This window comes from Paraburkholderia sp. SIMBA_027, assembly GCF_046535315.1.
GTDB classification, from domain to species: Bacteria; Pseudomonadota; Gammaproteobacteria; order Burkholderiales; family Burkholderiaceae; genus Paraburkholderia; species Paraburkholderia tropica.
This window is the reverse complement of sequence record NZ_JAWRWY010000001.1, coordinates 271472-294650: the sequence shown is the minus strand read 5'-3', so window position 1 is coordinate 294650 and position 23179 is coordinate 271472. Positions and strand designations below refer to the sequence as shown.

24 protein-coding genes are annotated in these 23179 nt (G+C 65.6%); 11 read left to right on the top strand and 13 right to left on the bottom strand.

All coding sequences use genetic code 11. From position 1 onward, the window contains the following. Positions 1-63: 63 nt before the first annotated feature. A complete protein-coding gene (locus SB764_RS01225) occupies positions 64-852 on the top strand; it encodes a 2OG-Fe(II) oxygenase (protein WP_321855772.1) in 789 nt (262 codons plus the stop codon). 22 nt (positions 853-874) lie between these two features. Beyond that, the gene (locus tag SB764_RS01220) at positions 875-1591 is read left to right on the top strand and encodes a 2OG-Fe(II) oxygenase (protein WP_410862389.1); all 717 of its coding nucleotides are present in this window, start codon (positions 875-877) and stop codon (positions 1589-1591) included. Positions 1592-1618: 27 nt separating this feature from the next. Here SB764_RS01220 and pstS read toward each other — a convergent pair whose 3' ends face one another. Next, the gene (gene pstS / locus SB764_RS01215; RefSeq protein ID WP_408583681.1) at positions 1619-2680 is read right to left on the bottom strand and encodes a phosphate ABC transporter substrate-binding protein PstS; all 1062 of its coding nucleotides are present in this window, start codon (positions 2678-2680) and stop codon (positions 1619-1621) included. A gap of 390 nt (positions 2681-3070) precedes the next feature. On the opposite strand from pstS, the gene SB764_RS01210 reads away from it, so the two are divergent. Then, entirely contained in the window at positions 3071-3721 is a 651-nt protein-coding gene (locus SB764_RS01210) for a response regulator transcription factor (RefSeq protein WP_065062843.1), read from the top strand. Between the two features lie 169 nt (positions 3722-3890). Then, positions 3891-4142, top strand: a complete 252-nt coding sequence (locus tag SB764_RS01205) for a hypothetical protein (RefSeq protein ID WP_065062845.1) — start codon at positions 3891-3893, stop codon at positions 4140-4142. Positions 4143-4208: 66 nt separating this feature from the next. Here SB764_RS01205 and SB764_RS01200 read toward each other — a convergent pair whose 3' ends face one another. From SB764_RS01200 to SB764_RS01155, 10 genes are all read right to left on the bottom strand, one after another. Further along, on the bottom strand, positions 4209-4742 hold the full coding sequence (locus SB764_RS01200) for a DNA-binding protein (RefSeq protein WP_410862386.1): 534 nt from the start codon (positions 4740-4742) through the stop codon (positions 4209-4211). A 79-nt stretch (positions 4743-4821) separates the two neighbouring features. Beyond that, positions 4822-5151, bottom strand: coding sequence for a DHCW motif cupin fold protein (locus SB764_RS01195; RefSeq protein WP_065062849.1), 330 nt, complete (start codon positions 5149-5151; stop codon positions 4822-4824). 148 nt (positions 5152-5299) lie between these two features. After that, positions 5300-6301 (bottom strand): aliphatic sulfonate ABC transporter substrate-binding protein, encoded by a 1002-nt coding sequence (locus tag SB764_RS01190; protein WP_410862384.1) that lies wholly within the window; start codon positions 6299-6301, stop codon positions 5300-5302. 125 nt (positions 6302-6426) lie between these two features. Then, a complete protein-coding gene (locus SB764_RS01185; protein WP_080180088.1) occupies positions 6427-7275 on the bottom strand; it encodes an ABC transporter permease in 849 nt (282 codons plus the stop codon). Next, entirely contained in the window at positions 7268-8458 is a 1191-nt protein-coding gene (locus SB764_RS01180) for an ABC transporter substrate-binding protein (protein ID WP_065062853.1), read from the bottom strand. The genes SB764_RS01185 and SB764_RS01180 overlap by 8 nt, the downstream gene beginning before the upstream one ends. Positions 8459-8509: 51 nt before the next feature. Next, complete coding sequence (locus SB764_RS01175) at positions 8510-9349, bottom strand: ABC transporter ATP-binding protein (RefSeq protein ID WP_410862382.1); 840 nt, start codon at positions 9347-9349, stop codon at positions 8510-8512. Beyond that, positions 9346-10461, bottom strand: coding sequence for an acyl-CoA dehydrogenase family protein (locus SB764_RS01170; RefSeq protein ID WP_065062856.1), 1116 nt, complete (start codon positions 10459-10461; stop codon positions 9346-9348). The genes SB764_RS01175 and SB764_RS01170 overlap by 4 nt, the downstream gene beginning before the upstream one ends. Beyond that, entirely contained in the window at positions 10458-11057 is a 600-nt protein-coding gene (locus tag SB764_RS01165; protein ID WP_410862380.1) for a carboxymuconolactone decarboxylase family protein, read from the bottom strand. Before SB764_RS01165 ends, SB764_RS01170 begins: the two co-directional genes overlap by 4 nt. A 165-nt stretch (positions 11058-11222) precedes the next feature. After that, on the bottom strand, positions 11223-12185 hold the full coding sequence (locus SB764_RS01160) for an AraC family transcriptional regulator (protein WP_321892313.1): 963 nt from the start codon (positions 12183-12185) through the stop codon (positions 11223-11225). A gap of 259 nt (positions 12186-12444) precedes the next feature. Continuing rightward, positions 12445-13683, bottom strand: a complete 1239-nt coding sequence (locus SB764_RS01155) for a LysR family transcriptional regulator (protein ID WP_124261908.1) — start codon at positions 13681-13683, stop codon at positions 12445-12447. 143 nt (positions 13684-13826) lie between these two features. On the opposite strand from SB764_RS01155, the gene SB764_RS01150 reads away from it, so the two are divergent. The 4 genes from SB764_RS01150 to SB764_RS01135 all read left to right on the top strand — a co-directional run bounded on the left by SB764_RS01150 (position 13827) and on the right by SB764_RS01135 (position 18244). Further along, positions 13827-14678 carry an amidohydrolase family protein gene (locus tag SB764_RS01150; RefSeq protein WP_410862378.1) on the top strand — a complete coding sequence of 284 codons (852 nt, stop codon included), beginning with the start codon at positions 13827-13829 and terminating at the stop codon, positions 14676-14678. A 30-nt stretch (positions 14679-14708) separates the two neighbouring features. Further along, a complete protein-coding gene (locus tag SB764_RS01145; RefSeq protein ID WP_410862376.1) occupies positions 14709-15620 on the top strand; it encodes a hypothetical protein in 912 nt (303 codons plus the stop codon). Positions 15621-15688: 68 nt separating this feature from the next. Next, positions 15689-17047, top strand: a complete 1359-nt coding sequence (gene dctA / locus SB764_RS01140; protein WP_065062866.1) for a C4-dicarboxylate transporter DctA — start codon at positions 15689-15691, stop codon at positions 17045-17047. A 165-nt stretch (positions 17048-17212) separates the two neighbouring features. After that, positions 17213-18244 carry a porin gene (locus tag SB764_RS01135; protein ID WP_183715772.1) on the top strand — a complete coding sequence of 344 codons (1032 nt, stop codon included), beginning with the start codon at positions 17213-17215 and terminating at the stop codon, positions 18242-18244. Positions 18245-18271: 27 nt separating this feature from the next. Here SB764_RS01135 and SB764_RS01130 read toward each other — a convergent pair whose 3' ends face one another. Both SB764_RS01130 and SB764_RS01125 read right to left on the bottom strand, forming a co-directional pair. Then, positions 18272-19006: a 4'-phosphopantetheinyl transferase family protein gene (locus tag SB764_RS01130; RefSeq protein ID WP_065062870.1), complete on the bottom strand. Its 735-nt coding sequence runs from the start codon at positions 19004-19006 to the stop codon at positions 18272-18274. A 71-nt stretch (positions 19007-19077) separates the two neighbouring features. Then, the gene (locus tag SB764_RS01125; protein ID WP_080180087.1) at positions 19078-19734 is read right to left on the bottom strand and encodes a nitroreductase; all 657 of its coding nucleotides are present in this window, start codon (positions 19732-19734) and stop codon (positions 19078-19080) included. A 725-nt stretch (positions 19735-20459) separates the two neighbouring features. On the opposite strand from SB764_RS01125, the gene SB764_RS01120 reads away from it, so the two are divergent. From SB764_RS01120 to SB764_RS01110, 3 genes are read left to right on the top strand one after another with little or no spacing between them, the layout of a single operon-like run. Then, a complete protein-coding gene (locus tag SB764_RS01120) occupies positions 20460-20678 on the top strand; it encodes an MbtH family protein (RefSeq protein ID WP_065062873.1) in 219 nt (72 codons plus the stop codon). A gap of 1 nt (position 20679) precedes the next feature. Then, a complete protein-coding gene (locus SB764_RS01115; RefSeq protein WP_410862373.1) occupies positions 20680-21468 on the top strand; it encodes a thioesterase II family protein in 789 nt (262 codons plus the stop codon). Positions 21469-21517: 49 nt separating this feature from the next. After that, positions 21518-22960: a peptide synthetase gene (locus tag SB764_RS01110; protein WP_410862371.1), complete on the top strand. Its 1443-nt coding sequence runs from the start codon at positions 21518-21520 to the stop codon at positions 22958-22960. The last annotated feature ends 219 nt before the right edge of the window (positions 22961-23179 follow it).

The window sequence follows — 23179 nt, the reverse complement described above, 5'->3', positions numbered from 1 at the left end:
GATCCGCGAGCATTGCGCGTAGACTTTCGCTGAAACGGCTTGGGGCTTTTTCAGGGACGCGCCATGAATTATGCAGTGCAGGATGGCTTCGATTTCACGCCGCACGAATCGGATGAAGCGGACGAAGCGGATGAATCAGGCGAGGCGGACGAGCGCGCCATCGCCTGGCAAGCGGCCGCCACATCGCTCGACCGATACGGCAACGCGATCCTGCCTGCGTTGCTCACGCCCGCGCAGTGCGAAGCGCTGATCGCGCTCTACGCGGACGAACAGCGTTTTCGCTCGACCATCGTGATGGCGCGCCACAATTTCGGGCGCGGCGAGTATCGCTATTTCGCGTATCCGTTGCCGCCTTTGCTCGACGAGTTGCGTCACGCGCTCTATGCGCGGCTCGCGCCCATCGCGAATCGATGGAACGCGCAACCTGGTATCGACCCAAATACCAATGCAGCGTATCCCCGCGATCTCGACACCTTTCTCGCGCGCTGCCATCGCGCCGGACAAACGCGTCCGACGCCGCTGATCCTGCGTTACGGCAGCGGCGATTACAACTGTCTGCATCAGGACCTGTACGGCGATCAGGTGTTCCCGTTGCAGGTCGCCATTTTGCTTTCCGAGCCGGGCCGCGATTTCACGGGCGGCGAGTTCGTGATGACGGAATCCGCGTCGAACGGACAGCGCGCCGAAGTCGTGCCGCTCAGGCAAGGCGACGCCGTGGTGTTCGCCGTGCATCATCGCGCGGCGGCGGGAAAGCGAGGTGGCATTCGCAAGGTGGCGATGCGGCATGGCGTGAGCGTCGTGCGTAGCGGACATCGCTACACGGTCGGTTTGATCTTTCACGACGCGCGCTGAATCGAACGGATGCCGGATCAACATGAATATCGATAATCGGAATTGGCACGCCGTCGAAGCGCAATTGAACGACGAAGGCTATGCCGTGCTGGCGGACGGGTTCGACGCGACGCAAGCGCTCGCGCTCGGGCGCGAACTCATGCAGGCCGATGCGCGGTGCTATCGCAGCCGCGTCGCGCTCGACACACTGGATCTCGGGCGCGGCGAACTCCGCTATTTCGCCGACGATTTACCCGCGCCGCTCGACGCCTGGCGCGACGCGCTGTACCGGCATCTCGCGCCCATCGCGAATCGCTGGAGCGCGAAGCTCGGCGCGCCGCATGCGTTCGCGCCTGACTTTCACGGCTTTCTCGACGCCAATCTCGCGGCGGGGCAAACGCAGCCGCAATCGAGCGTCTCGCGTTTGCGCAGCGAGGACTGGCAGGCGCTGCATCAGCGCGACGCGGGCCGCGAGGTGTTTCCGTTTCAGGTCGTTGCCGTGCTCTCGGAACCGCAACGCGACTTCACAGGCGGCGAATTCGTGATGACGGAGCGACGCCCGCGCATGCAGTCGCGTCCGATCGTGGTGCCGCTGCGGCCCGGCGATCTCGCGGTGGTGGCGACCTCGCTGCGTCCGTGCGAAGGCGCGCAGGGCGTGTATCGCGTGTCGCTCAAGCACGCCATCAGCCGCGTGCGTGGCGGCGAGCGCATCGGTCTCGAACTGGCGTTTCATCACGAGGCGGGCGAAGGCGCGCGCTAAAGCGCCGACACGACACCTCGCTGTGCCTCACTGTCCTGCGATCGACTTGCGTGCGCTGTTGTCGTCGGCGTTGCGGGTCTCGCCGTCGTGCCATTGCGCACGGATCTTCGCCACGACCGCGCCCGGCAAGGGCACGTAATCGAGCGCCTGAATCGTGGTCTCGCCATGCGTGAGCGCCCAGTCGAAGAACTTGAGCGTTTCCTTGTCGCGGCCAGGTTTCGCGGGCGTCGTGCCCAGCAGCACGTAAGTCGCGCCCATCACCGGCCACGCCTCCTTGCCGGGCTGATTCGTGAGCAGCCGATCGAGCGAGCCCGACCAGTCGGCGTTGGCCGCCGCCGCATTGAACGACGCCGCGCCCGGTTCGACGACCGCGCCTGCCGCATTGGTCATCGCCGTATAGGTGAGGCGATTGTGCTTCGTGAAGTCCCAGGCGATATAGCCGATCGCGCCGGGCAGATATCCGACGAACGTCGCCACGCCCTCGTTGCCCTTGCCGCCGATGCCGAGCGGCCAGTGCACGCTCGTGCCTTCGCCCACGCGCCGCTTCCATTCGGGGTTGACCTGCGCCAGGTAGTGCGTCCAGATCAGCGTCGTGCCCGAGCCGTCCAGGCGCCGCACCACGGCAATCGGCGTGTCGGGCATCTTGAGCTTCGGGTTCAGGCGCGCGATGGCGGGATCGTCCCAATACTGGATCTTGCCGAGGAAGATGTCGGCGAGCACGTCGCCCGTCAGCATCAACTCGCCCGCCTTGAGGCCCGGCAGATTCACGACCGGCACCACGCCGCCGATGGCGGTCGGGAATTGCCGCAAGCCCGCCTTGCGTAGCTGATCGTCGGTGAGCGGGGCGTCGGAGCCCGCGAAATCGACAGCGCGCGCGAGCACCTGCTTGATGCCGTCGGTCGAGCCGGTCGGCAGATAGCTGACCTTGCCGCCGCCCGACTTCAGATAATCGGCGGCCCAGCGCGCGTAGAGCGGCGCGGCGAAGGTGCTGCCGGCGCCGGTCACGCCGTCGGCATGCGCGACGCTAAAAGGCAGGCCGCTCATCGACGCGCCCAGCAGCGCGGCGATCAGGATTCGCGTTGTTTTCACGAGCGTCTCCATGCGAATGGCGCTGCGCGGCGCGCCTCGATGTGCTTCGCCAAAACGCGCAATACAGCCTGCATTAGAAGCCCGTGACCGGCGGGATTCAAATTGAATCGCGCTATCGTGCGAACGCTGGGTGCGCTGGCGCACAGAGCGGCGGCGAGGATAGCTAACGAACTCGCGGCAATGCGGCAATACGGCGCGCGCCGCGATCGAAGCTCGCTGTGAAAGGCGCTGTGAAAGCCGCTTTGTAAATGCGCTTGAAAAGCCGTTTGAATAAACCGGTTAATTCCCGCGCCGGTTGATTCGGGTTTATTCGTATCGCGGCGAAAGCGCGCATTAAGGTTCCCCTAAGCCACGAGCGGAGAAAATCGCACTCGATGATGGGAGGCGCTTGTGCGATTGCTTTTACTTGAAGATGACGAAACGGTCGCTGGCCCGATTTATGAATTGATGTGCAGTGCAGGTCATGAAACGGACTGGGCGAGCAACGACTACGAAGCCGAATTGTCGCTGCAAAATGGCAGCTACGATCTGGTGCTGATCGCGCTCGGCTTCGCGCGTCTCGACGCGCTCGACATGCTGCGGCGTTACCGGCATCGCGGCGGCAGCGCGCCGGTCATCGCCATGATCGGCCGCAATACGCAAGAAAGCCCGATGGCCGCGCTCGACGCGGGCGCCGACGACTACCTGATCAAGCCGTTCGATCCCGCCGATTTCAGCGCGCGTATCCGCGTGCTGCTGCGGCGGCCGCAGCAAAACGCCGATCCCCGCCCGGACGGCGACCTGAAACTCGATCACACCCGTTGTTCGGTGCAGGTCAAGACCGAATCTGTCGCGCTCAAGCCCAGCGAATTCCGTCTGCTGTTTGCGCTCGTCAACGAGCCGCTGCGAATCTTCACGCGCGCCGAACTGGCCATGCGCATCTATGGACGCCGCAAGAGTGTCGTCAATAATGCGGTCGACGTCCACGTGCATGCGCTGCGGCGCAAGCTCGGCGCGGAGCAGATCGTGACGGTGCGCGGCGTGGGGTATCGGCTGCGCTAGGCCGGGCGGCGAAAGCGGGGGGGGGGGATCAGGCGCAAGTCGAGTAGCAGTCGGGCGCAAACTCCGCTGCTGGTTTACCATGCCAGCACGACGCCGCCGCACCAGGGGCGCGCCTCTAAATTCGAGGCGGACGTCTAAAGTTCGTGGGCCGGATGCCGAAAATCCGGGCATGACGCACGAACCTTCCCAACTTCCCGAGGACGATCCTATCTGGGCCGAAGCACGGGCACTCGAGGCCAGCATCCGCGCGATCCGGCGGGCTCAGGGCAAGAAGAATCCTGAGGATTTCCCGGCGGGCAGCGAGGAATGTCTCAACGCGATGGAAGCGTTCGTCCGCGACGTCCAGCGCGTTCTGGTTCTCTACGCCGAAGACCCCGATCAGGACGACGACGATCTGTTCGGCGCGGGCGCGTCCGGCTGATCGCGGCGTACGCCGCTCAGTCGCGGAGCGGCGTGGCTGCGGCCGTGCCTGCGCTCGTGGCCGCGATCAGCCGGCGCCAGTGCTCGTATGGGCCAGCACGAACGCGAAAACGTTTTCGAGCTCGCCGACGATCCGCGTGCCGGGCGGCACGCCCTCGAAAGCCGGTTCGGGGCCGACGCAGATCAGCGGCTTGCCAAAACGCGTCGCGAGGCGGATTTCGTCGAGCGTGCCCGGACCGCCCGGCAGCGCCACCACGACGTCGCTTGTCAGCACGTTCACGTAATTGCGGTTCAGCGCGTCGGCGGGCGCGTCGGGCTGCTTGCGCGGCAGCGGCGTGAGCACCGGCAGGTCGATATACGGATTCGGATAGCCCGCGAGCGGCACGAAACCGTGCTCCGGATGCGCTTCGCTCGGCATGATGCCGATCGAGCGTCCCTTGCGTCCGGGCGTGGTCGCGAACGCGCGCGCCGTCGACAGCATCACGCCCAGCCCCGCGCCGGTCAGCAGATCGAATCCCTGCCCGGCGATCCAGTGTCCCAGCGGGACCGACAGTTCCGGCCATTCGGTCTTGCCGGATCCCATGACGCCAACGATTGCCACCGCGCGCTCCTTGTATCCATGACGGTTTGGTGGACGGGATTTTACGTCGGCGCGCCGCTTATCGACCACCAGGCAGCGTTCAATCGACCACGAAAAGCGTCGCGCCCTTCGGCGACGACGAGCGGTGCGGCTCGGCGTGATCGGCGACCTGATAGCTCATGCCCGGCGTCAGCACGAAGCGGCGTCCGTCCGCGAGTTCCGTCTCCAGTTCCCCTGAAACGCACAGCAGCACGTGGCCCTTGGTGCACCAGTGATCGGCGACATAGCCGGGGCTGTATTCGACGAAACGCACGCGGATCGTGTCGAAATGGCGCGTGCGCCACGACGCGCTGCCGCGCTCGCCCGCGTGGATCGTGGGCGCCACGGTATCCCAGTTCGTGATGCCAAAAGGTACGGCGTCGATGCGCATGCGGGCTCCGCTGAGGTCGGTAGGGGTCGATTGAGTCGACGGGACGAATCGAACCTTACCGAAGCACCGCCACGAGCGTCAGAGGCAGACTAAGCCGATTTGAACCGATACAGGCGCATCGACGCCCGCGCAAACCTCACATCAATCATCAAGCGCCGATCGCCACCGCGCGCTTGCCGCTGAAATCCCAGCGTTGCGCGTGCGCCGTGTCCACGGCGGCGGGCAGCAGACGGGCGGCGCGGAAGGTATCGGCGATCTTCTGCTGCTCGCCGAAATGGGCGGCTTCGACCGGGCGCACGAGATAGCTGCGGCGCGCGTTGGCGCGCTCGATGGTGGCGGCGTCGAGTCCCCAGACCGGCGCGAGCAGACGCGCCGCGTCCTGCGGCGACTTGCGCACCCAGTCGCCCGCCTGGCGTAACTGCGCGAACACGGCGGCGAGCACGTCGGGGCGCGCTTCGGCGTAGCGCGTCGAGGCGAGATAGTAGCGCTGGTACGAGGCGAGTCCGTTGCCGTCAGCGAGAATCCGCACGTCGGCGTCCTGATCGACGGACGCCACATACGGGTCCCACGTCACCCACGCATCGACGCTGCCGCGCTCGAAGGCGGCGCGCCCGTCGGCGGGCGTCAGGTAGTGGATGCGCGCGGCGTCGGGCGGCACGCCCGCTTTCGCGAGCGCCGCGAGCAGCAGGTAATGGCTGCCCGCCGCCTTCGTCACGGCGATGTCCTTGCCGCGCAGATCGGCGGCCGTGTGCAGCGCGCCCGCGCGTTTGACGATGATCGCCTGCGCGCCCGGCGAAGGCGCTTCCTGGGCGAGATAGACGAAACGCGCGTGCGCGGCCTGGGCGAAGATCGGCACGGTGTCGGCGACGTCGGCGCTGAGGTCGATCGCTTCGGCGTTGAGCGCTTCGGTCAGCGGCAGGCCGCTCGCGAACTCGCTCCAGCTCACGGTCACGCCGAGCGGCGCGAGCGCCGCGTCGAGCGTGCCTTGCGTCTTGAGCACCGTAATCAGCGTCGACGACTTCTGATAGCCGATGCGCACGGTCGACGCCGACGTCGTTGCTGTCGCTGCGAAACCGGACCGCGCGAGCAGCGCGCCTGCGCCGAGCAACGAAGTCTGGGAGAGAAAACGACGGCGGGTACGCGAGAACATGGCAGGTCCGTGGCAGTGAGCGGCGTTGAGCAAAACGAGCACTCTAAAACCGGCACCGCCGCGCACCAACCAAGCAATGCTGATAAGCATCGAAGCGCGTACACGGCGCGCTCAAATGCAAAAGTTCAAACGCGCTCGCGTACCGCGCCGAAGCGTTGATACACCGCACGCGCCGCCGTATCGAGCGCAAAGCCCAGCGCGCCGATCACGAGCACGACCGCCATCAGTTCCGAATACGCGAGCCGGTCGCGGCAATCGAGAATCAGAAACCCGAGCCCGGAATTCACGCCGAGCATTTCCGCGGGCACCAGCACGATCCACAGAATGCCGATGGCGAGCCGCACGCCGGTCAGCACGTGCGCCGCGATGCCGGGCACGTAGATGTGCCAGAGCATTTCGGCGCGCGTCGCGGCAAGGCTTTCGCCGAGCTGGACCCAGCGCGCGTCGATCTGCTGCACGCCCGCCGCCGTGCTGATGACGATGGGCCAGACGGCCGCGAACGTCAGCAGGAAATAGACCGGCGGATCGCCGACGCCGAGCGACATCACCGCAATCGGCATCCACGCGAGCGGCGAGATCATGCGCAGAAATTGCAGCGCCGGCGACAGCGCGGTTTCGAGCGCCTTGAAGCGGCCGATCAGAAAGCCGAGCGGCACGCCGAACAGCATCGCCCACGCGAGCCCCACGCCGATCCGCCGCAGACTCGCGACGATATGCGTGAGCAACTGGTCCTCGCCGATCAGCGCGGGAAACGTGCGCCATGCCGCGAGCGGCCCGAACTGCGCGGCCAGCGCGCTGTGACGCGACACCAGCGCCACGCCGATCCACCAGGCGAGCACGATCGCCGCGAGCCCGGTCACGCCGAGCAGCACGCGCGCGGCGCGACGGTGCAGATTGCCGGCGTTCGCGCGAGGCGCGACGTCGCGCGCGCCCGGTGTGCCCGTCGCGCCGGATTCTTCGCTGAGGCTAGACAACGATGGTCTCCGTGCGCGCGTAAGTGTCTGGCAGACCGAAGGTTTTCATGCCGCCGACCGCCTCGATGCTCTTCTTCACGAAGCGGTCGTCCACGAGATCGCGTGCGACGAAAGCCGGATCGAGCGCGGCGAGGAATTGCCCGTTGCCTTGCAGTTGCGTCGTCTTGAGCCGCCGCACGAGTTCCTCGGTATAGGCCGGATACGGATAGGGCTGAAAGTCGATGCGCTTCTCGTGCCAGTCGGCGTGCACGATGGCGCGGTCGGCGAGATAGCGGCCTTCGTCGGCGGCCGTGGGCGCGAGCACGGTCTGCAGAATGCCCGCCGCGTGCGGCGTGTAGCGGTTCGGCCCGGTTTTCGACAACAGCTGCGCCGCTTCCTGCGGATGCGCGCGCGTCCAGGCCTGCGCCTTGACGATGCCGTCGACCACTTTCTGCGACCACGCGGGCCGTCCGCTCAGATCGCGCTCGTGCATGAACACGACGCAGCAGGCGTGATCGCGCCAGACGTCGCCGGTAAAACGCAGCACCTTGCCGACCTTGAGCGCTTCGGCGGCCGCATTGAACGGCTCCGCGACGATGAAGCCCGCGATCTGCTTCGCGGCGAGCGCGGGCGGCATGTCCGACGGCGCCATCACGACGAGGCGCACCTCGTTCGGCTTGAGCGCGCCGTCCTGCGTCAGCACCGGCGTGAGGCCCTGCGCGCGCAGCATGTCCTGCACCACGACGTTGTGAATCGAATACCAGAACGGCACGGCCACGGTCTTGCCGCCGAGATCCTTGAGCTGTCCGATCTCGGGCGCGACCGTGAGCGCCGAACCGTTGACGTGATTCCACGCGACCACTTTCGCGCTCGCCTGGCTGCCGTAGCGCGCCCAGATCGTCATCGGCGCGAGCAGGTGGACGACGTTGACCTGGCCGGACAGGAACGCCTCGACGAGTTGCGCCCAGCTACGCAGCAGCGTCGGTTTTTCGACTTTCAGGCCCGCCTGCTCGAAGTAGCCGTTGTTGTGCGCGACGAGCAGCGGCGCGGCATCGGTGATCGGCAGATAGCCGATGCGCAGCGGCGCGTCGGCGTCGGCGGCCGCGCGCGCGTTGGCGGCGCCCAAAAGCGGCGCCGCGCCCGCGACGGTGAACATCGAGGCGAGCTTGAGCCACTCGCGGCGGGTCATGGGGAGCTGGCACATGCGGTGGTCTTCCTCTTTGGGTGTATCGGAGCGGTGAGGTGTGGCGGCGGTTCAGGCAGGCAGCGGCGCGTGCATGGAGGCGGGCATCGAGGCATGCATGCTCGCGTGCAAAGCGCCGACGAGCCGCACGCGCAACGCGCCGAGCGCTTCGACCTGATCCGCGCGCGGCTCGGGCAAGGCGATGGCGAGATCGAGCGCGATGCCGTCCGGGCCGAGCACGGCGACGCGGTCGGAAACCAGCAGCGCTTCGTCGATGTCGTGCGTGACGAGCAGCGTCGCCGCGCCGCTTTCGCGCACCACGCGCACGAGCAGGCGCTGCATGTCGGCGCGCGTGACTTCGTCGAGCGCGCCGAACGGCTCGTCGAGTAGCAGCGTGCGCGGCGCACGCGCGAGCGATCGCGCCAGCGCGACGCGTTGCGCCATGCCGCCCGACAACTGGCGCGGCGAGAAATGCGCGGCGTGCGCGAGCCCGACTGCCTGGAGCGCGGCGCGCACACGCGCATCGCGTTCGCGGCGCGCGAGCTTCGGCTGCTTGCGAAAGCCGAGGCCGAACGCGACGTTGCGCTCGACCGACAGCCACGGCAGCAGACACGCGTCCTGAAACGCGAGCGCCACGTCGGGGCGCGGACCGTCGAGCGGCGCGCCATCGACCTGAACGCTGCCCGCGTGCGGCGCGATCAAGCCCGCCACGACGCGCAGCAGCGTGGATTTGCCCGCGCCGCTCGCGCCGATGATCGAGACCAGTTCGCCGGGCGCGACATCGAGATCGACATTCGCGAGCACGCTGCGTTGCTGGCGGCGCAGGCCGACGCCGCGCAGCCGCAGACGCGGCGTCTCAGGCGACGAACCGGCGATGTCGATCAAGCCGTTCAGGCCGCTCGTGCCGTTCATGCGGCCTCGCTGCGCCGCTGCTGCGCGAGTTGCGATTTCAGTTGCACGAGGCTCGGCGTGACGATCGGCACGAAGGCGGCTTCGCGGCTGCGGCGCGCGGTGTCGTTGGGCGTGGCGCGCGACGCGTGCGAGCGCAGATAGCCGCGTCCGCCCGCCGCCTGTACGTCGAGATGCGCGGCGGCGTCCACCACGGCGGCCAGGCCGATGCGCAATTCGAATTGCGCGGCGGGCGCGGCGACGAACGCGCCGCTCGTCACCCCGGCGTAGAGGCGCGCGGTGAGGGCGTCGAGTTCGTGGCGCAGCGCTGCTGCATCGTCGGCGAGTGCGGCGCGCACGGCGGGGCTGCTCTCCTCGACGGCTTCGAGCGCGCGGCGCGCGAGGCCGATCGACATGCCGCATTGCAGGCCGAGGAAAGCCGGGCGCGCGCGGACGAGAAAGGCGCGCGCATCGGCGTCAATCAGCCAGCCTGCGTCGAGTTCGGCGCCGTCGAGCGTGAGCGCCGCCGTGTTGCTGCCGCGCAGCGCGATCAGGTCGAGGTCGTCGCTGCGCGCGACGCCGGGCGCATCGTGCGGCAGCGCGAAGATCGCGGGCGGTGCGCCGTCGTGACGATCGAACGCCGCCGCGACCACGAAGCCCTCGCGACGCAGATTGGTGATCCACGGCAGCGCGCCGTCGAGCGCGAAGCGCGTCTGCGCGGCGTCGAGCGGCGCGGCGCGCATCTGCAACGGCTCGATCGCGCTCAGAAACTTCATCGCGTTCGAGAGGCCGGTCGCGCCCGCGTGCTCGCCTGCCAGCAGCGCGGGCAGCCAGCGCGCGCGCAAGCCGGCGTTCGTGCTTTGCAGCAGATATTCGATGAACGTGCGCTGCCCCCAGAACACGAAGGCGCTCGCGAGCGAGTGGCGCGCGACGGCGGCGATCGCTTCGATGGCGTCGACGGTCGTGCCGCCCGCGCCGCCCAGTTCCGGCGCGACGCCCACGCGAAACAGCCCGGCGCGGCCCAGACGCGGCACGACGTCGGCGGCGTGCGCGGCGTCCGTATCGAGTGATTCGGCGTGCGCGTCGAGCCAGGCGGCGAGATCGGCGGGCAGCGTGGGCGCGGCGGGGCGTGTCATGCGGAGTGCTCCGTGGCGGGCTGTGTCGCGTGATGCAGATAATCGTCCGCGTTCCAGCGATAGCCCGCAAGTTGGGGGTTCAGTTCGTTCTGCGCGAAGTTGTTGGCGAAGTTGCACAGCGTGGCGAGACTCACGCCGAGGATCACTTCGAGCGCGTTCGCGTCGCTGAAGCCGGCGGCGGCGAAGGCCGCGCGCGCGGCGTCCGGCACCGCGCCGCGTGTGGCGATCACGTCGCGCGTGAAGACGGCCACGGCATCGAGGCGGGCGTCGCCGCTCGGGCTACCGCTGCGCAGCGCGTCGACCACGGGCGTGGCCAGTTGCGCCTTTTTCAGCGCGACGGCCGTGTGGCCCGCGACGCAGAAGCCGCAGCCGTGGATCGCCGCGGCGGTGATCTGCACGGCTTCGCGTTCGGCGAGCGTCAGGCCGCTGCGGCCATTGATTTCGCCGACGGTCAGATACGTTTCGAGCGCGACGGGCGCGTTCGCGAGCGAGGCGACGAGGTTCGGCAGGAAGCCGTTCGCGGCGAGCGAGCGCTCCAGGAAAGGACGGCTCGCCTCGGGGGCGCTTTCGACGGTGTGCAGCGGCAGACGGCTCATGGGATTCCTTACGGATAGAAGCGGATCGATGTGCCGATTCTGGGCGCGGCGCGAAGCGCGGGCAATGCGCCGCTGTCCGCGATTCATGCGGGATTGTCTTGCGCGGTGCGGACGGGTTCGCGATCGGGCCGCGTTGAAGCGGCGCGCGGCTCGGATCAGCGCAACTTAGTGCAGCGCGGCGAGCGCCGCGTCGCCCGATGCCGCGCGCCGCCACGCGCCGGGCTGGACGCCGGTCACGCGCTTGAACGCCTGGGCAAACGCCGATTCGGACTGATAGCCCACTTGCTCGGCGGCGTCCGGCATGCTCGTGCCGGTGCTCAGCATCGACGCCGCGAGCTTCATGCGCACGAGCGTCAGGAACTGCGCGGGCGGCTGGCCGCAGAGTTCGGCGAACAACTTGCAGAAACGCGCGCGCGACATGTGCGCGAAATCGGCCATGCTCGCCGTGGTCCAGCGCCGCCCCGGCTCGGCGACGATGGCCGCGACCAGCGGCGCGAACGCCGGACGGCGCAGCAGCGCCCAGAAGCAGGGCGTCAGTTCGTCGTTCGAATCGAGCGCGCGCAGCGTGTAGAGAAACAGCAGGCTCGTGAGCCGCGCGATCAGGGGCGAGGGCGTGTGCGGATCGAGGTGCGCCTCGGCGCGGATCAGCTCGAAGATCTGGCGCGCGCCGTGCAGCGCGGGCTGATCGTGCCGCGCGATCACGTGATCGGGCAGCAGGTCGAGCATCAGGCCGTCGAGGCCGGACTTGAACTCGAAGAAGCCGCACGCGAGACCGAGACTGTCGCGCGCGGGCAGGCTGGCCGCGTCGAGCGGCGTCATCGCGCCGTGACGGGCGTGTTCCGCGCCCGCTGCGGGCGGCAGCGCGTGCGGTGACAGGCAGTGCGCGACGTCGTCGAGCAGGAACACGGCGTCGCCGGCGGCGAGCGCCACGCTGCGCGCCGGACGGCCGGCCCGCTCAGGAAGATGCAGCCAGCAGCGGCCATGCAGGACGAGGTGGAAACTGGCGCGGCGATGACCGCTCGTCGAGGCCTGCCAGGCGCCGCAATACTGGCCGACGTGAAACAGCGTGCTGGTGACTTCGAGCCCTTCGATCAGCCAGGCGGAAAACGCATCGACTTGGGACGGCATGGAATCGGAACGGAGAAAACGCGCGCGGACGTCGCGCACGGTCTCTCACCATAATGCGTTTTGCCGCCGCGCTTACGAAGTTATTGTTCGATGCTTATGGGGGATGGCGGATTGGTGCGGTGCCTGGCAGCGCGATGCGGATAGCGATGCCTCGTTGATGCGTCCCGCCATGTCGGCGACGATCCGGCAAAACTCATCAGGGTCTTCGAGCATCATGCTCGCCCACAGATCGCGCAGCATTGGCTTTCACACCTCCGCGTCACATCCCGTTCTGGGACTCCATCGCACTCTCCTCACACAGCAGTTCGAGAAAAGTCTGCTGGAACGCGGTGCCGAGCCAGTCGGTCCGCACCGTGTATCCAACCGCGCGGCTCGCACCGGGCAATTCCAGATTCAGGGCGACGAGTTCGCGCCCCGGATACGCATCGCGAATCTGCGCGCGCGACAGCAGGGTCAGGCAATCGCTTTCCATGAGCATCGCCAGCATCATCGCGAGCGAACTGGTTTCCACGACCAACGGCGGCTTGACCGGCAAGCGCGCGAATATCGAATCGATCACCGCGCGGCGCGGCACGTTGTGTTGCGGCATGACCCAGTCATGGTCCGCCAGATCCGCGAGGACCACGGATTTACGCTTTGCCAGCGCGTGCCCTTTGCGCACGGCCACGACGTAAGGATCGGCAAACAATTCCGTTTCGTGGACCAGGCCGGTGAGACGCGGCTCGCGCAGTCCGCCAACGAGGAAATCGATCCCGCCGCTGCGCAACTCGCGGAGCAGATGCGCATGGGACCCTTCCTCGACGGTGACGCGCGACGCGGGATAGCGTTGGCGCAGCCGTTGAATGGCGCGCGCGACGAGGCGCGGCGGCAGCAAGGGCAGCACGCCGATCGACACCTTGCCGGTGAGTTGCCCGCGCGCGTAGGCGAGTTCATCGACCGCCTGGGTGATTTCATAGAGCGCGAGGCTCAAACAGCGCGCGAACTCGGTGCCGGCGGGGTTCGCCGACACGTTATGAACGCGGCGGCGATAAAGCGACACTCCGACGTTCTGCTCAAGCTGCCGCGCCGCCCGATGCACCGCGGGCTGGGAGATGCCCAGCGACAACGCGGCCTCGGCGGCGGACCCGCCCTCGGCAATCGCCATGTGGCAGCGCACCTGCGCATCGGTCAGGCGCCGGCAAATCTTGGCCGCATTCGCCGCCGACTGACCGGTGAGCACGACCACCGCGCGCTCCATCTGATCGAGCATGCGCCGCACGCGCCGCTGCACGATGATCCCGTCGCCCGTCAATTCACTGCCGCCGAATCCCCGCTCGAACAACTGGCAATCAAAACTCGCTTCGAGTTTGTTGATCGCCATGCTCACGGCCGGCTGCGTGCGGCCGGCGTGAATGGCGGCCTGCCCGATTCCGCCCGCTTCGCACACCGCGTCGAAGAGAAAGAGACGCCTTAATCGCGCCAGATCATCGTCTGGCGATGTGTGTCCATCGACCTGCATCGAGCCTCCAGCATGACCAGGAGAAAACCCTGAGCTTAACGTAAATTGATGGCCTGCGGCTCACTTCGTATTGAGTCCTGGCGCGGCATCTCACTTACAGTAACGTTCAATTCAGCAGGACATTTTCAGCCAGGAGCACCTTCATGTCCGTCGTGATCGACACGCATACACACGCAATTTCGCCTGATACGCAACGTTATCCGCTCGCGCCGGTGGGTGGCCATCAATCGGAGTGGTCCGCCAAACGACCGGTCGATTACGAAGGTCTGCTCGCATCGATGGATGAGGCGGGGATCGACCGCGCCGTGGTCGTGCAGGCGTCGACCGTCTACGGAAACGACAATAGTTATGTCGTGGATGCGGTGCGCGCGCACCCGGATCGTTTTGCCGGCGTGTTCTCGATCGATGTGCTGGCAAGCGATGCCGTCACGCAAATGCAGCGCTGGCTCGACGCCGGTCTCTCGGGTCTGCGCCTGTTCACGACCGGCAGCACGATGCCGGGGCAAGCGGGCTGGCTCGATGACGAACGTTCGTATCCGGTGTGGGACTATGCGCAGCGCCATGGCGTGTCGATCTGCCTGCAGATGACGGCGCAGGGTATTCCCGCGCTGCTGAACATGCTCGCGCGCTTTCCGGATGTCCGCGTGCTGCTCGACCATCTGGCGCGTCCGGAACTCGCCGGCGGCCCGCCTTATGAAGCGGCGGCGCCGCTGTTCAGCCTCGCGTCGCATCAGGGCGTCTATCTGAAGCTGACCAATCGCACGATCGCCGCCGCCGCGCAAGGCGCCTCGACGCCGGCGCAGTTTTTCCCGCGCGTGCTCGATGCGTTCGGCGCAAAGCGTATTTCATGGGGATCGAATTTCCCCGCGGCCGAAGGCGCACTGTCGCAATTGCTGACGGAAGCGCGCGAGAGCCTGTCGATGTTGCCGACCGAAGCGCAACAGGCGATTTTCAGCGGAACGGCGCGTGCGGTGTATCCGTCGCTCGCCGCGTGAACCTGCACCCTGCAAAGTGAAATCCTGAACGTGAACCGCCCAACCCAACCTTTGCGATTGAAGGTCGCGCTGAAGTCCTATGCGCACACGCGCGCGCTCAAAGCCGGCGATCTGACTGACCCGTCTGTCGAACTCGTATTCGACGAAATCGAGCCCATTCACAACGCGTTCGCGCCGATGGCGCGTCGTCAGGCATTCGACGTCAGCGAACTGGCCATCGTCACATATCTGCAGGCGAAGGCCTATGGCAAGCCGCTGATCCTGTTGCCTGCCGTGGTGGCTGCGCGTTTCCAGCAAGGCTGCATCATCTGCAGCACCGCGCGTCCCAAGCCCACGCTCGACGCATTGGCGGGCAAGCGCATTGGCGTGCGTGCGTACTCGCAAACCACCGGCATGTGGGTGCGGGCGATCCTCGGCGAAACCTATGGCGTGCCGCTCGAACAGATCGATTGGGTGACGCTCGATCGGGGCCATCTGGAGGAATACGCCGAGCCGCCTTTCGTCAGCCATGCCGAGCCGGGCAAACAGCTTTTATCGATGTTGCGTTCGGGAGAAATCGACGCCGCCATTCTCGGTAACGATCTGCCCGACGATCCGGACTTTACGCCGCTGATCGACAACGCCGCCGCCGCCGACCGCGAATGGTATGCACGGCACGGCTATGTGCCGATCAATCACGTGGTCGTCGTGACGGAAGATCTCGCCAGGACGCATCCGCTGGCGGTGCGTGCCGTGTACGATTTGCTCAAACGCGGCAAGGACTCGGTCGCCGCGCAGAACGCCGGCGCGCCCGACAAACTGCTGTTCGGTTATGACGCGCTGCGCGGGCCGCTCGAAGAGACGATCAAGTATTGCGAGCAGCAGAAGTTATTACCGCGCAAGCTGAGCGTCGATGAAATCTTCGCGGATAGTTTGCGCATCCTGGGCGAATCCGGAAGCTGAAGGATTGGCTTTCGCGTGACCCGCGTTCGAGCGAATCTGAATTCGCCGCTGTTTTTCAAGGAGATATCATGGCTCTGCCAGGCAAAGGCACCGCTTCGCCACCGAGAGGTCGCCGTCCGTTCTATCGCGACTTGTCGCTCCAGGTGCTGGCCGGCATGGCGTTGGGTACCGCCACGGGCTATTTCTTCCCGAAGTTCGGCATCAATCTGCAACCGCTCGGCGATGCGTTCATTCGCATTATCCAGATGCTGATCGGTCCCATCATCTTTTGCACTGTCTGCAGCGGAATTGCGGGCGTCAACGACTTCAAGAAAGTGGGGCGGGTCGCCATCAAGGCGCTCGTTTATTTTGAAGTCGTGACGTCGCTCGCGCTCGTGCTGGGGCTTGTCGTCGTCAACGTGCTCAAACCGGGTGTCGGCATGAATGTCGATCTTCATGGCATGCATTCGGCTGCGGTCGATAGCTATGTCGCGAAGGCGCATCATGTCGTGACGACGAGCGAGTTCCTGCTCAACGTGATTCCGCACACGGCGATTAGCGCCTTCGCGGGCGGCGATGTGTTGCAGGTGCTGTTCTTTTCGGTACTGTTCGCGTTCGGTCTTGCAGCAATCGGCGAGCGTGCGCAACCGGCGTTGAATCTGATCGAGTCCGTGTCCGGCGCGCTGTTCTGGATCATCGGCCTGACGATGAAGATCGCGCCGCTTGCCGCGTTCGGCGCGATTGCCTTTACGGTCAGCAAATTCGGCTTCGGTACGCTCATGTCGCTCGGCAAACTGCTGCTGGAGTTTTATCTGACCTGTGCGCTGTTCATTCTGCTGATTCTCTGGCCGATCGCGAAGGTCAATGGTTTCAGTCTGCTGCGTCTGATGCGCTACATCGGCGCGGAGTTGTTGCTCGTGATCGGCACCAGTTCGTCGGAGACGGTGTTTCCGCAATTGATCGACAAACTCGAACGACTGGGTTGCGAGAAGTCGGTGGTCGGTCTCGTGTTGCCGACGGCCTATACATTCAATCACGACGGCACCTGCCTTTATTTCGCCGCAGCGGCGGTATTTCTCGCGCAGGCTACCAACACGCCGATGAGCTGGCACGATCAACTGGTGCTGCTTGCCGTTCTGCTGCTGACGTCGAAGGGCGCGGCGGGCGTTTCCGGCGCGGCGATCGCCGTGCTGGCCGCCACGCTGGCCGCATCGAACACCATTCCGGTCGAATCGATCGCGTTGATACTCGGCATTCACAAGGCGTTGTCGAGCGGCTTCGTGTTCACCAACATCGTCGGCAATACCGTGGCAACCATCGTGGTGGCGAACTGGGAAAAGGCGCTGGACCGCGTGGCGCTGCGCCGCGAGTTGAAGTCGGGATTCAAACCCGCGCCGGTTGCGTCGGCGCGTCTCAATCAGACTCATAGCGGCCACGCCGGCAACTAGCCGCACGGCGTCGCGGCACTGGCGGAACCGATGGAGCGGTTCCGCCAGTGCAAGGAAGCAAGCGCATATCAAGGAGTTTCATTAAACTAGTTAGGCATGCATATCGTATGGAGGTTGTCGTTTCCTCCGCACGATAAAAATAAAATACATAGACGGAGACATGGCATGAAAGCACTCGCGTGGAGAAGCATTGGCGTTGGACTGTCACTCGCAGCCGGCGCGTCGCCGGCCTGGTCGCAAAGCAGCGTTCAGATCTACGGCACGGCAGACGGCGGCGTTCGTTACCAGACCAACGCGGTCAAAGGAGGAGGCACTGTGGTGACCATGAATTCGAATGGTTACTACAGTTCCAACAAACTGGGCTTTCTTGGAAAGGAAGACCTGGGCGACGGATGGAATGCGCACTTCCGTCTGGAAAGCGGCTTCAATCTCGGCAACGGGCAACTGGACAACACCACCAATACCTTGTTCAACCGCCAGTCGTTTGTCGGCATCGGCAATCGCAAATACGGCTCGCTCGATTTCGGGCGGCAATACACGATCGCGCACGACATCATCAGCATTTACGATCCATTTGGTTTTCACTACACGCCGATTCTGCCGCTCACCCAGGCATCGGACGGCACGCGCAACAACAACTCCGTCAAGTACAAGAACGACTTCGGGCCTTTGTTGTTCGAGGTGGACAATTCGTTTGGCGGCGTGGCGGGCAATTTCAGCAGCGGCGCGACGCGCTCGGTCGGCGTGAGCTACAGCATGGGACCGGCGAGTGTTGGCGGCGTGTACGGACATCGCAACATTCTCACCGGCACGGCCTATATCGGTGACAGCTATTACATGGCGGGTGCCGCTTATAGCATCGGTCCGGTCAGGCTCTCGGGCGGCTTCATGTCGGAGGATCTCCAGAATCCGGCCGCGCCGCACCAGGTCACGAATAACGCGTTCGGCGGGTTTTCGTGGAATATCCAACCCTATCTGATTCTCGGCGGCGGCTATTACCAGACCACCGTATCGACCGACAAGGCCGGCCGCCGGGGGCTCGCGATCATGTCGCTCGCGTATCTGCTTTCCAAGCGCACGACGCTCTATACCGAAGTCGATTACACGTCTTACCGGCACGCGGTTGTCAGCACGCTCAACCCCGCCGGTGCGTCGAGCCAGACGGCCGTGACCGTGGGTCTCGACGTGCTGTTCTAGCCGCACCGATTGCGCGGATACGCGCGCTCAAAAGCTCCGGCTCAACCAGCCAAACGCATGTAGCGTCGAGGTCGAAATCGGCGTGGCGATGGCGGCGCTGATATTGCCGGGCATCGGCAGATCGATCACGCGGATGGCGTTCGCGTCGTCGCGCATCAGCGACATCGCGCCGACGCGATGCGCGCACAACGCTTCGACATAATCGACAGGCTGTGCCAGCAATTGCGATGCACAGGCGGCGCGCGCGCTCGCGAGGCTCATATCGGTGTCCGGGCGCGCGGTATCCGGCAGCAGGGTTTCCAGGCCGAATGCGTCGGCGCTCATCGCGAGCGTGATCCAGATGCCCGCGAAGGCGATGCGCAGCGAAAGCGGCGAGGGGCAGCCCGATTCGTCGAGGACCGGCTGGCCGTGCGCATCGTCGGAAAGGGCGACGGTTTCGGGCGACTTGTCGAGCGCATCGCCGAGAATGCGGCGCAACGAGACGCGCGCGATGGCGTAGCGCCGCGCAAAGGCGGGATTGCGATGATGGCGCATCCGTGCCGTTTCCTCGCGCGACAACCACAGCGCCGCTTCTTCGCGATTCAGATAATCCCAGCTTGCAGCGAGTCGCCAGATCATCAGTTCGCCGCTACGCGGCAGTGCGTGTTCCTTGCGTGTGTGCAGGCCCGAACGGTGCGGAATGAACTCGATGCCGGGTGTTGCATAGATAGGGTGTGACGAGTGGAAACCGCGCGCGGCTCCCGCATGCGTCGTGTCTTGCACGCTGCCTCCTTGTCGTTGAAATCGCGGCGCTTGCTGGCGCGCCGGCTTGGGTGACTGGCGCGGCGCAACGCCTATTGCGAGGTGCCGAACCACTCGCGCACATAGTCGGCGCCTGGCGGGCGCGGTTTGTCGGCGGATGAGGCGGGCGGCGTGCCGACGAACAGGAATCCGAGCACCTGCTCGTTTTCCGCGAAGCCGAGCGCGTCGTGCATGCGTGTGTCGTAGCTGTCCGCGCCGGTCGCCCAGAATCCGCCGTAACCCAATGCGTGAATCGCGTTGAGCATGTTCATTGTCGCGGCGCCGAGCGCGAGCACCTGTTCCACTTCGGGAATGCCGGTGTCGTGCGAGATCGCGGCCGCGAGCGCAATCACGAGCGGCGCGGCAAATGCCCTTTGCCGACGATGCGCGTGCGCTTCGCGCGGCGACTCAGGCGTGCGCGAGGCCGCGATATCGACAAGCAAGTCGCCCAGTGCGCCACGGGCTTCGCCGCGCACGACGACGAAGCGCCACGGGCGCAACTTGCCGTGATCGGGCGCGCGCATGGCGGCCTCGAAGATCAGATCCAGCTCGGCGTCGCGCGGAGCGGGTTCGGCGAGCGGCCAATGCGAGCGGCGCGAGAGCAGCACGTCGAGTGCAGCATTGGCGCGGACGTCGTGCGACGCGTCGTGCGCCGGTTCGTGTGCAGCGTCGGCAGCGGGGCGCGAAGGCGCGAGCGTGGAGGTTGTCATGAATATGAAAGGTTGACTGGAGAATCAGGACGCCGTCTATGATGCGTAATTTTCGGCGCAATTACAAATGATTCGCATTCAGATTTTTAAAGAAAGGCCCGAAGCGGACATGCGAGCGCGGCGTGAAACCGCGTATCGGCGGGCTTTTCAGCGAATTGGGAAAGGAGGGCGCGCGCATTCGAGAGCGCGCTTGCAGACGACGGAGAGTCGACGCATCTTATGCGCAACGAATCTCGCACACGACAATCCGGCAATTAATTCGGATTGCAAAGTGAAGTGGCGGTAAGTCTTGCCCGGGATCGGCTCGCCACGGGTTTGAAGCGTTCTGCACATTGCCGCCGCGGTTTGGGCGTCGTGCGCGCGAAGGGTAGCGCCAGAGCATGACACTTTCCATAAAGCCCCTTCAGCCATCAGTTTTAAATTGGCTTTCATACATTCAATTACAAATTCGCTTGCGCACCTTAAGGCCTTTGACGGAAAGGAAAAATGCGCGCGCGCCTCCGCCGCCGAGCGGATACCTCCCTCCCAGTCAGGTTGACACACCGAACCTCGGGATCTACTGTTTGCGGTATGAATAGGAATGATTAGCGTTTACGTTTGCATTTGTTAATGAATGCGAGCGCAACGATGCGTCTTGCATCGACTTCAAGAACGACATCGATAAGCGCTTCGACATTCACACCGAGATCTATCCGAACCATCGCTTCGAACCAAGGAGGGCTGCAATGAGCTGGGGCGACGAGAACACCGTTTTCCATGTCGTGCTGAATCACGAAGAGCAATATTCGATCTGGCCGGCATACAAGCCCGTGCCCGAGGGCTGGCGCGCGGAGGGCAAGACCGGTACGCGCGACGAGTGCCTCGCGCACATCGAGACCGTGTGGACCGACATGCGTCCGCTGAGCTTGCGCGAGGCGATGGCCGCGCAAGGCGCGCAAGCCTGATATGCCGGCGCGGCACGCCGACGTGGCGCTCACGCTGTACTGCCTGCCCTATGCGGGCGGCAATGCCGCGACGTATCGCGGCTGGGGCGCGTTGCTCGGGCCGCGCATCGAGTGCGTGGCGCTCGATCTGCCGGGCCACGGCCGCCTGCGCGCGACACCGGCGCTCGCCGACTGGCCCGCGCTCATCGACGCGCTGCTCGCGAACCTCGATCCCTTGCCGACACGTCCGTTCGCATTCTTCGGTCACAGCATGGGCGCGCTGGTCGCGCTGGAACTGGCCCATGCGATCCGCGAACGTCACGGGCGCGAGCCGCTGTGGCTCGGCGCATCCGCCTGCGTGGCGCCGCGCGAGCGCGAACTCGACGACGAACACCCGTCGCACTGGCTCGCCTGCAGCACGGCGGAGATGGTGGCGGAGTTGCGGCGTCTGGGCGGTACGCCCGACGAACTGCTCGCCGACGCGGAGTTTCTCGATCTCGCCTTGCCCGCCTTGCGCGCCGATTTCCATCTGTGCGCGAACCAGACGCGGCGCGCGCGCGAGCGTTCGATACGACTGGGCTGCCCGATCTGGAGTTTTGGCGGAACCGATGATTCGGTATCCGAACGAAATGAAAACCTGTCAGCGTGGCGTCACGAAACCACGGGAGGATTTCATCAGCGCATGTTGGAGGGCGGGCACTTTTTTGTCGAGACGGCGCGCGAGCAGGTGATCCGCGACATTGCGGCGGCGCTGCACGCGCTGGCGTTCGCTACGGCCACGCACGCGGACGAGCCGGCTTATCCCTATTGATTTGATTCGATCCGATTTCGCCGCCATGCCGGCACAAGGAGCTTTCTTCATGACGCAGCGTTATCCCGCTCTATTCGATTTCGGCGACTTCGCCGGGCAAAGCGAAGCCTATGTCGCGCTGATCAAGCAATTCGCGGCCGCGCAGGCATTTCGCAGCGCCACCGTCGATGAACTCGTGCTCGACGACGATTTCCATCGCCGCCCGTTGCGCCCCGAGGATTTCGAATTCCTCAAGTTCATGAAGCCCGTGCGCAGCGACAACGTGAGCCGCCTGCCGTCGCTGGCCTCGAATCGCACGCTGCTGTCGATCTACGAGCTCGACGTCACGCGCGCGCCGCGCAGCGCGGACGCCGCCGACTGGGCGCGTTTCACCGACTTCTATCGCGACGACGTGCGCACGCTCGGCGCGCAACTCACGCCGTTTCTCGAAGCCTATGCGTTCTCGTATCTCGGCGATCAGGCGGCAGGCGACGAGCGCGACGACTTCGTGACGCAACGCCTCGCACAACTCTTCGACAGCGAAACGCGCTTCTGGAGTGAAACGTTTGCGCGCCTGATGCGCAACGATTATCTGGAAGAAGGGCTACGTTTCATCGCGATCCAGCGCTGGGCGCTCGCGCCGTCGCGCGGCCATGCGCTCGGACGCGCGGCGGCAGGCGGACGTTTCGACGGTCTGCCCGACGACGCGCGTCCGGCCGTGGACGTGATCGATCAGGATCGCGAACTGATCGAAAAAGTCGCGCAGCATGTGGGCGTGACGCGTCAGCAGCATGCGTACTGGCAGTTCTATCTGCCGACCAGCATGGCCAAAACCAATCTGCTGCTTGCGCTGGCGCGCCGTCCGGACCGCGCCTTCGCGCTCGCGGGCGCGGCCTTCGCCGCCGAAGCCGAATGGCTCGCGTTCATGGGCGCGCTCGAACGCGCGTGTGCGCATCTGCGCGGACCGCAGCGCGCGGGCAGCGAGATCGCGGCGCGCAGCGCGGAACTCGAAGCACGCGCGAGCCGCGCCGTGCGGGCGATCGGCGAGCGCTTCGGCGCGGCGGCGCGTGCGCAGTTCATCAAGGGTTTCGCGGCCGGCGATCATCTCGCGGAACGCGCGCGGTGGGATCTGGGCGAGCAGCTCAAATGGCTGTCGGCGATTCCGCGCTTCTGCGATTTCGCGCGCCGCATCAGCGCGCGTATCGACGTGGAATGCCCGGACATCGACCGCGAAACGTTTATCGAGCCGCATGAAATGTGCTCGACCACGCACGTGCACAACGACCATCGGCTCGTGACGATCCAGGAAGGCGAGATGCTGTTCTGGGGCAATCTCGGCATGCAGTTGCAGATGTTCGAAGGCGACATGGTGCTGATTCCCGATGGCCGTCTGCATGGTTCGACGGTCACGTCGAGCGAATGCACGTATCACCAGCCGATCATTCCCGACGACTGGGTCCAGGCGCTCATGCTCGAACTTGAAGCGCCCGACGCCGCGCGCGCCGCGGCCTGACGCACGGGCCACGCGCCTGATCGTCAGCGCGGCTTCAAGCGTAGATCCAGACGCGGATCCAGACGCGGATCCAGACGCACCAGCAAGCACAGCTTGACAGCAGCACGACGCGCCGCCGCCCGGCGCGCGTCATCCGTTCTCCAGCCACCTCGCCAGAAGGTGCGGACGCTCCCCACATAAAAATCATGACCCGATTGTCGCGGGGCCACGCGGCGCGCC